Origin of the sequence: Streptomyces sp. 8K308 (assembly GCF_004348315.1) — a bacterium.
Lineage (GTDB): Bacteria > Actinomycetota > Actinomycetes > Streptomycetales > Streptomycetaceae > Streptomyces.
Window position 1 is genome coordinate 1 of record NZ_SMKC01000332.1, and the last position, 7616, is coordinate 7616.

4 protein-coding genes and 3 pseudogenes are annotated in these 7616 nt (G+C 70.9%); 3 read left to right on the forward strand and 4 right to left on the reverse strand.

The window, feature by feature from the left end:
• A partial coding sequence (locus E1265_RS30155; RefSeq protein ID WP_279571476.1) for a serine/threonine-protein kinase occupies window positions 1-922 on the reverse strand: 922 nt, incomplete at its 3' end.
• A gap of 588 nt (window positions 923-1510) precedes the next feature.
• On the opposite strand from E1265_RS30155, the gene E1265_RS30160 reads away from it, so the two are divergent.
• The 3 genes and pseudogenes from E1265_RS30160 to E1265_RS39840 all read left to right on the forward strand — a co-directional run.
• Window positions 1511-3073, forward strand: coding sequence for a pectate lyase (locus tag E1265_RS30160; RefSeq protein WP_132934154.1), 1563 nt, complete (start codon window positions 1511-1513; stop codon window positions 3071-3073).
• A gap of 325 nt (window positions 3074-3398) precedes the next feature.
• Window positions 3399-4865, forward strand: a complete 1467-nt coding sequence (locus E1265_RS30165; protein ID WP_243741216.1) for a glycoside hydrolase — start codon at window positions 3399-3401, stop codon at window positions 4863-4865.
• Window positions 4866-5191: 326 nt separating this feature from the next.
• Window positions 5192-5312, forward strand: a pseudogene (locus tag E1265_RS39840) (DUF664 domain-containing protein); the annotation flags it as partial.
• Window positions 5313-5702: 390 nt separating this feature from the next.
• On the opposite strand, the gene E1265_RS30175 reads toward E1265_RS39840, so the two are convergent.
• The 3 genes and pseudogenes from E1265_RS30175 to E1265_RS30185 all read right to left on the reverse strand — a co-directional run.
• Complete coding sequence (locus E1265_RS30175; RefSeq protein ID WP_132934156.1) at window positions 5703-6575, reverse strand: MerR family transcriptional regulator; 873 nt, start codon at window positions 6573-6575, stop codon at window positions 5703-5705.
• 311 nt (window positions 6576-6886) lie between these two features.
• A pseudogene (locus E1265_RS39845) lies at window positions 6887-6994 on the reverse strand (IS5/IS1182 family transposase); the annotation flags it as partial.
• Window positions 6995-7361: 367 nt separating this feature from the next.
• Window positions 7362-7616: pseudogene (locus tag E1265_RS30185) on the reverse strand (hypothetical protein); the annotation flags it as partial.

Sequence of the window (7616 nt, forward strand, 5' to 3'; positions counted from 1 at the left end):
CCGTGGGAGAGGGGGCCGGCGGGGTGCTGGGCAGCGGGGTCTCGGTCCGCTCCCGCACAGCGCGGGACACCGGCGCCGGCAGCCACTCCCGCTGCGTCAGGGGGCCGGCGCCGGTGTCCGACGCGAGCTCCGCGAGCAGCTCGGCGACGCTCGGCCGCCGCCCCGGGTCCTTCTCCAGGCAGCGGCCCGCCAACTCCCGCAGCCCAGGCGGCACCTCGTCCAGCCGCGGCGGCTCGAACGCGGCGCGGAAGTTGACCTCCTGCGCCGGCCCCTCGCCGAACGGTCCCGTGCCGCCGGCCGCGTAGCCGAGCACGGCGCCGAGGGAGAAGACGTCGCTGGCCGGGCTGGCGTCGCCGTCCCTCAGCTGCTCGGGCGCGATGAACCCGGGTGTGCCCACCACGGCCCCGGTCAGGGTCAGCGCGGTGGACCCGACCGCCAGCGAGATCCCGAAGTCGATGACGCGCGGGCCATCCTGCGCGAGCAGCACGTTCGACGGCTTCAGGTCGCGGTGGACGAGACCGGTCGCGTGGATGGCCTCGAGCGCCTCGGCGAGCGCCGCGCCCAGGGCCCGCACCGAGGGCTCGGGCCAGGGCCCGTGCGCGGCGACCGCCTCGTTCAGCGACATGCCCGCGACGTAGGCGGTGGCCAGCCACGGCGGCGCGCCCTCGGGGTCGGCGTCCAACACCCCGGCGGTGAAGAAGCTGTTGACGCGACGCGCCGCCGCCACCTCCCGCGCGAACCGCCGCCGGAACTCCGCGTCCTCGGCCAGTTCGGGGCGCACCACCTTCACCGCCACGGGCCGCCCACCGGGCGAGCGCGCCAGGAACACCCGCCCCATGCCGCCCACGCCCAACCGTGCCAGCACGCGGTAGCGCCCCACCTGCCGCGGATCCCCCTCCGCCAGCCCCGCTAACTCGGCCACGCTCCCCGGCTCCCCTCCCTGACTTCCCTCGCCAGCCGACTCATTTTGCCGCACCCCCGTCCGACGCGCCGCAACGCGCGGAAAACCGCCGAGGCGCTCGATGGCCGAGCAGCCAGCCGGACCTTCGCGCACTCTGGCATGGCCATGTTAATTAGTGGTTCCCGATCCCTTGTCAGCCACGACACCCCGCCCTATGCTCCCCAGAATAGAAAGCGCTTTCATACGCGTTCAGTGAGCGAGGCCAACGGGCGCCTGCCACCGACTGGTACTCGAACCGCTCTGATACCGCTACCGATGGCGTGAGCCCATCACCCCGGGCGTCGGACCACGGGCCACCGGCGCGCGGCGCCACGCCGCCCGGCGGGCGCCCGGCAGGAAGCGCTGTCACAGCAATCCCGCTGTCAGCGCGCGCACGACCCGAGGTTCAAGACCGCGACGCACGCGCCGCCGCGTTCCGCCTCGGGAAACACGACATCCCCCGGGCCGACCGCTTCCCGCCGGACGACGGTGAGCGGCCTCGACGGCCCGCCCGGGGACCACCGTACGCAGCAGCAACTCCCCGTACGCGAGGACGAAGGCGAGCCGAGAATGGGAAGATCAGTCGTACTACGACTCTTTGCGGCGCTGGCCCTGATGGCCCTGGCCGTCGCGACCGTGGTGGTCCTGTCGACGTCCGAGGCGTCGGCGGCGGCGGGCACCGCCAGCGGCTACGCGACCCAGAACGGCGGCACCACCGGCGGCGCCGGCGGTCAGACCGTCCGGGCCACCACGGGAACCGCGATCCACCAGGCCCTGTGCAGCCGGGCCAGCAGCAGCACCCCGATCATCATCCAGGTCGAGGGCACCATCAACCACGGCAACACCACCAAGGTCTCGGGCGACAGCTGCAACACCGCCGCCGGCGTGATCGAGCTCAAGCAGATCAGCAACGTCACGATCGTCGGGGTCGGCAGCGGCGCCGTCTTCGACCAGCTGGGCATCCACATCCGCGAGGCCAGCAACATCATCATCCAGAACGTGACCGTCCGGAACGTCAAGAAGTCGGGCTCGCCCACCTCCAACGGCGGTGACGCCATCGGCATGGAGAGCGACGTCCGCAACGTCTGGGTCGACCACGTCACCCTGGAGGCGTCGGGCGGGGAGTCGGAGGGCTTCGACGGCCTCTTCGACATGAAGGACAACACCCAGTACGTGACGCTGTCCTACAGCATCCTGCGCAACTCCGGCCGCGGCGGGCTCGTCGGCTCCAGCGAGAGCGACACCTCGAACGGCTACATCACCTACCACCACAACCTGTACCAGAACATCGACTCCCGCGCCCCCCTGCTGCGCGGCGGCATCGCCCACATCTACAACAACCACTACGTGAACCTCAACGAGTCCGGGATCAACTCCCGGGCCGGCGCCCGCGCGAGGGTGGACAACAACTACTTCGAGGACTCCAAGGACGTCCTGGGCACCTTCTACACCGACCAGGCCGGCTACTGGCAGGTCAACGGCAACACCTTCGACAACGTGACCTGGTCGAGCCCCGGCAGCGAGAACAATCCTGCCGGCCCCAACCCGACGTCCAACACCACCGTCAGCATCCCCTACTCCTACACCCTCGACGCCGCCAGCTGCGTGCCGAGCATCGTCAGCCAGACGGCCGGCGCCAACAGGGGACTTCGGGAGTCGGACGGCAACTGCACGCCGCAGAACCCGAACCCGACCACCCCGAGCCCGACCGACCCGGAGCCCACGGACCCGGAGCCGACCGACCCCGAGCCGACCAACCCGCCGACCGGCACCAACCTCAGCCTCGCCGGCGGCTCGGACGGCAGCAGCAAGGCCAGCGGCACCAGCTACGGCAACGTGCGGGACGGTGACCTGAGCACCTACTGGTCACCGGCCGGCTCGACCGGCTCCGTCTCGATCAAGTGGGACTCGGCCACCACCGTCTCCTCGATCAACATCAGGGAGGCCGCGGGCTCAGCGGGCGCCATCGGCTCCTGGCGGGTCGTCAACGCCGACACCGGCGCCGTCCTGACCTCCGGCAACGGGGCGGGCGTCATCGCCTTCCCCGCGACCTCGCTGCGCAAGATCACCTTCGAGATCACCAGCTCGACCGGCACTCCGAGGATCGCCGAGTACGAGACCTACGCCGGCTAGCGCGGCCTCCACAGCGCGTCGCCGGCTTCCGTGCGGCGGTCCGGGCGCCCACGCCCGCACCGCCGCACGACCGGCCGGACGACCCGGCGCGCACACGGGGCGGCCGGTGGGGGTTCGGCTCCGGAGGGGGCGAGGGGCCGATGGTTACGTGAACATGATGAGTCTGCCTGTCAGTATGCGGCACCGGCCCGTCCGGTCAATGCCCCGGCACACGGACTCGACCCGCCCACGGCCGGGCCCGCGAGTGCCGTCCGGGGTCTGGACATCGGGGCCGCCGCACCGCACCGTGATACGGGGCGAGGGACCCTGCGCGAAGGGGACCTCCGTGAAACGCAGAACACTTCTGGCCGCCTCGGGCGCCGCCGCGCTCGGCAGCGGTCTCGCCGCCGGCACCGCGCGGGCGGACGCCACCGTGCGCGTCGACCCCGCCGCCGATCAGGGCGCCTGGGAGGGCTGGGGCACGTCCCTCGCCTGGTGGGCGAACGTCTTCGGCGAACGGAACGACTTCGCCGACGCGTTCTTCACCCTGGGGAACGTCTCCTACGCCGGACGCACCCTCCCTGGCCTCGGTCTCGACATCGCCCGCTACAACCTGGGCGCGTGCGGCTGGAACACCGTCGACGGCGAGGCCATGGTGGCCTCCCCCAACATCCCGCGCTTCAAGCAGATCGAGGGGTTCTGGCAGGACTGGCACAACGAGGACCCCGCGTCCTCGTCCTGGAACTGGAACGCCGACCGCGTGCAGCGCGCCGCCCTGACCCGGGCGGTGCAACGGGGGGCGAGGGTCGAGCTGTTCTCCAACTCCCCCATGTGGTGGATGTGCCTGAACCACAACCCATCGGGCGCGGCGGACGGTGGCAACAACCTCCAGCCGTGGAACTACCGCCAGTTCGCGACGTACCTCGCGACGACGGCGCGCCACGCCCGGGACTCCTGGGGCGTGCCGTTCGTCTCCGTTGAGCCGTTCAACGAGCCGTCCTCGTCCTGGTGGCGCGCGGACGGCACCCAGGAGGGCTGCTTCATCGACGCGGGCGTCCAGGCCACCGTCCTCGGCCACCTGCGCGCCGAACTCGACCGGCTCGGCCTGGGCTCCACGGCCATCGCCGCCTCGGACGAGACCAGTTACGACCTGGCGCGCACCACGTGGAACTCCTTCTCCTCGGCCACCCGCGCGCTCGTCGACCGGGTCAACGTGCACGGCTACCAGGGCGCCGGTGGCCGCCGGGACCTCCTGCAGCGGGACGTGGCCGCCGCCGGCAAGGCGCTGTGGAACTCCGAGACCGGCGACAACGACGCCACGGGCCTGTCCCTGGCCACCAACCTCCTCCTCGACTTCCGCTGGCTGCGCCCCACCGCCTGGGTGTACTGGCAGGTGATGGACCCCACCCCGGCCTGGGCGCTGATCGCCTACGACCCGGCCACCCTGGCGGCCGGCGCCGTCCAGACGAAGTACTACGTGCTGGCCCAGTTCACCCGGCACATCAGGACCGGTATGCGGATCATCGGCACCGGCACGGACTACAGCGTCGCCGCCTACGATCCGGCCGCTCGACGGGTGGTCATCGTGGCCGTCAACCCGGGCGCCGCCCAGACCCTGACCTTCGACCTGTCCCCGTTCGGGCAGGTCACCGGCGGCGCCGGCGGGGTCGTGCCCCGCTGGTCCACCAGGACCGGCGGCGGTGGTGACCTGTACGTCCGCCGCGACGACCTGCGGCTGAACGGCCGCACCGTGGCCGTACCCTTCGCCACGGGGCAGGTGCAGACCCTCCAGATCGACGGAGTGACGGAGTAACGGATGACGGAGTAACGGAGTGAGGGAGTAGGCCACGGCCGTCACGACCGCGTCGTCGGGCCCTCGGGCGCCGGGTCGAACCTCCGGGCCGAACGGCCGGGAAGGCGGTCCGCGGCCGGAGCCGGCCGCGCGAGCGTCGTCGGTTTCGAGGGCAAGGCCGCTTCCACCAGGTGCCGCGCGAGCCGCGCAGCTGGCCGAACGACGCCCGGCCCTGCCGGCCTGGCGATTCTCCGTGCTATGCGCGGCGGCTCGCGCGGGGGTGGGGTCCGACCGAACCGGGCGAGGCGCCACGAGCGATGAACACGAGGCGGAAACGCGACGCCGGGCCGGCGCCGTCCAGGCGGTGGACGCTGACCCACCTGATCGCGGAGACCGCGTGCCACGCGGGGGCAAGCGGGGCACGCGGACATCCTGCGCGAGCTCCTCGACGGCACGACCGGGCGCTGAGCCCAGAGAGCTGACGCGCCCGCGACGAGCGGTCACTCGGGGCGCGGAATATTAGCCGGGTATTAGACGTCATCTCAATTGGATCGCCGGTCTGTCGGTCGTGGTGGCGATCGTGGTGCGGCTGGTGCCGGATGCGTTGGGGGAACTGTTCCAGCGCGTGGTGCCCGAGGTGCGTTCGTGACCACAGGGCGGTGTTCGGCCGTCGACATGGCGATTGGGAGTGCTGGCTTTGCAACCGCAGACTGGTGTCAGCGGCCGGCTCGGAACCCCACGTACGGCCAGTTGTGATGTCACTCTTGGTTACGTCCCGGGCTCGACGTCTGACCCCACCGGTCACATGCGGATGGACGTGACCGGTTGTCGGGCCACGTCGGTGCCGGGCACAGGCGATCAACTGTCCGCGGAGTGGGCGTCGGCAAGGGCCTCGCCTAGGAGTCGTCCGGCGAGTTCCAGGCAGCGCATCCGGGCAGGAGAGTAGTCGTAGGGCATCTTGGTGATCGCTGCGGCGGCACTCATCACTGTGCCCGCGTCGTAGATCTCGAAGATCTTCTCCTCCGGCGCGTCGAGACCAGCTGCCTCGATGGCCTGATTCAGGGCCATTTGGTGAGCGCATCGCTGTACGGCGAGCTCTTCGACACGCGGGTCGTCGGGTTCGACGCCGTCGTCGAGAGCGGCCTCGGCCGCCTCACGACGGTCCTCCTCGGCCCGCAGGTCGGGGTGGGTGGCCAGCACGATGAACGTGCTGGCCTGGATGGCGGCGCCCAGCGGCCCGAAGATCCGTTCCGTGACTAGCAGGGCGTCCAGATCGGAGGGGCGCAACGCTCCCGGGGGCAGGTGGCTGAGCCGGTCCGTGACCAGTTCGGAGAGCAGCCCGAGCGGGCTGCCCACCGCCTGCAGGCGCTGGACAGCCGCACGCCGACGTTTGATGGCGGCCTCCTGCGCCGCCAAGGTTTCCTCCAGCCTGCTCAGGACCGACTCGATATCCGGGGCGTGGTCCAGGGCTTCGTCTCCAGCTTCGCCCCGGGCTTCGCCGAAGGCGGCCCGCATGTCGTCCAGGCTGATACCGGCATCAGCCATCTTGCGGATCCACAGCAGGCGGATCATGTCGTCATAGCCGTAGCGGCGGCGGCCGTCCCCACCGCGCTCGGGTTCCGGCAGCAGGCCGATCTCGTGGTAGTGGCGGATGGCGCGTGGAGTGATCCCGGCGAACGCAGCGGCATCACCGATCTTGACCTGCCGGGGAGGCGTGAGAGGGGGGTACATCGCAGACAGAGCCTTTCGTGCGTGATGCCCCGACCCCACCACATGCCGCTACGGCATGTGCAACAACCCCATCCAGGTGCCACCGGAGCCAGACCCTGGCTGCCGCCGGGACCGATCAAGAACGACGAACCATCCGGGAACGCAGAGTGACCACCGGCGGCCAGATCGCTCCCCGCCAAGTGGCCGCCGCTGGGGAATTCCCACGGTTCTGATCCACTTCTTGTGGTTCGGTAACGGCGAGTGACGGTGCTCAGTCCGCGAGGAGGACTTGGCGTCGCAGGAGGTCGAATCCAGCCCGGCCGTATCCGTCCCTATTTGGTGAGTCTGCGGTAGCAGATGAAGGTGCAGGCGATGCTGGTGAAGGCCAGGAAGTGGTCGGCTTTGCGTTCGTAGCGGCGGTGCAGGCGTCGGCATCCGGCGCGGGCGAGTGCCGTGGCGGTGAGCGTCTTGCCGATCGAGCCGAGTTGGAAGACGGTCCTGCCGTCCGGCGCCGGGCCCTCCTGGGACGCGCCCGCCACGTGGCGCCGCGCGCCGCTGACCACCCCGCAGACCACGCTCGGGCTGCCCGCGGCCAGCGCGCGATCCAGGAAGGGCCGCACCCGCGCGGCGAGTTCCTCGTCCACCACCGCCGAGGCGTCCCCCGGATACAGCGCCACCCCGGCCCCGGCCGCCACCGCGCCCACGAGCCTCCTTCGGTTCACGCACCCTCCCCGTTCGGATATTACGTAACTCCGTAACTATAGAAAGGTACCGCGAACCGCTCCGGACGCAGTCACGTCGACCAGGTCAGCGCGGTCCACGACACGCTGCGCCGGGTCCCGGACTCTCCTCGTCCGTGTCGTCGTCCGTGTCGTCGTCCGGTCGCACGTGGGTGAGCTTGGCTGGGTTGGTGACGACGTAGACGCCGGAGACCAGGTCGCCGTCAGGGGTGAGATCCATGACCATCACGGCATACGGGGAGTCCCCCGCGAACAGCACCGCCGCGTCGTCGCCGTTGACTCGGCGGTAGCGGATGTCCATGTCCTCGGTGCGTCGGGTGGC